This window comes from Caulobacter sp. 17J65-9, from assembly GCF_010975005.1.
In the GTDB taxonomy this organism is placed as follows: Bacteria; Pseudomonadota; Alphaproteobacteria; order Caulobacterales; family Caulobacteraceae; genus 17J80-11.
Genome location: NZ_JAAIVC010000305.1, coordinates 1 through 1,183, shown reverse-complemented (window position 1 = coordinate 1,183; position 1,183 = coordinate 1). Strand labels below are relative to the sequence as shown.

The 1,183-nt window shown below is 69.1% G+C and carries 2 protein-coding genes; both read left to right on the top strand.

Features of this window, described 5'->3' with window-relative positions:
- On the top strand, positions 1-397 hold a 397-nt coding region (locus tag G3573_RS21555; RefSeq protein ID WP_163263674.1), incomplete at its 5' end, for an OmpA family protein.
- A gap of 167 nt (positions 398-564) precedes the next feature.
- A partial coding sequence (locus tag G3573_RS21550; protein WP_163263673.1) for an acyloxyacyl hydrolase occupies positions 565-1,183 on the top strand: 619 nt, incomplete at its 3' end.

The window sequence follows — 1,183 nt, the reverse complement described above, 5'->3', positions numbered from 1 at the left end:
GCCGCCGCCTCCGCCCCCGCCGCCCCCGCCGCCGCCGCCGCCTCCGCCGCCGCCGGCCGTGGAAGCGCGCGAGTTCATCGTCTACTTCCCGTTCGATCAGTACGTGCTGACGCCGGAAGCCCAGACGGTGGTGCAAGAAGCGGCCAACTACGCCCAGCAGGGCAACGCCACCCGCATCGTGGTGGTCGGCCACACCGACACCTCCGGCTCGGCCGCCTACAACATCCGTCTGTCGGAACGCCGCGCCAAGGCGGTGGCCGACGCGATGGTCGGCATGGGCGTCAGCGGTTCGGTGATGCAGGTCGACTGGAAGGGCGAATCCGACCTGGCCGTCCAGACTCCGGACGGCGTGAAGGAGCCGCTCAACCGTCGCGCCACGATCAACATCAACTTCTGATCCGCGCGTAGCTAGCTGTGGCCGCAAGGCCACGTTCGGGAGCCCGGCCGCAAGGCCGGGCTCTTTATTTTGGGTGAACAAGCTTGGCTATTGTCGCCTAACGATGTTAGGCCGAATGGGTGTGTCTCGGCTGCCCCCGTTGGGGGGGTGACAGGAGGGCTTCGCCCATGAAACTGAAATTACTGGCGGGCGTCGCGCTCGCCGCAGTGTTCGCCGCGTCCGCCGCCTCGGCCGAGCCCGATGGTTGGTACGGCGCGCTGGACCTCGGCTATCACTGGCCGGAAGGCGAGATCGGCGGCACCGACGTCGATCTGGAGAACACCTGGACCGGCTTCGCCCGTCTGGGCTACCGCTTCAACCCGACCTGGCGCATGGAGCTCGAAGGCGGCTACCGCCCGAGCGACATCGACGAATTCCCGGTCACGGGTGAAGTCGAATCCTGGAGCCTGATGGGCAACGTGATCGCGGACATGGCCTCGCCCGAGTCCAAGGTCCGTCCGTTCCTGGGCGTCGGCCTGGGCATGGCCCGCATCGACGTGGACTCCAACATCGGCCTCGACGACAGCGACACCGTCTTCGCCTGGCAGGGCCTGGCCGGCCTGGCGTTCGCCGTCGGCGAGCGCACCAACGTGGACGTGACCTACCGCTACTTCGACGCCAGCGAAGGCAAGATCGACGGCGTGGACGCGGACTACAAGGACCAGTCCCTGACCATCGGCCTGCGCTACGCCTTCGCGTCGCCGCCGCCGCCGCCGCCGCCGCCGCCCCCGCCGCCGCCGCCCCCGC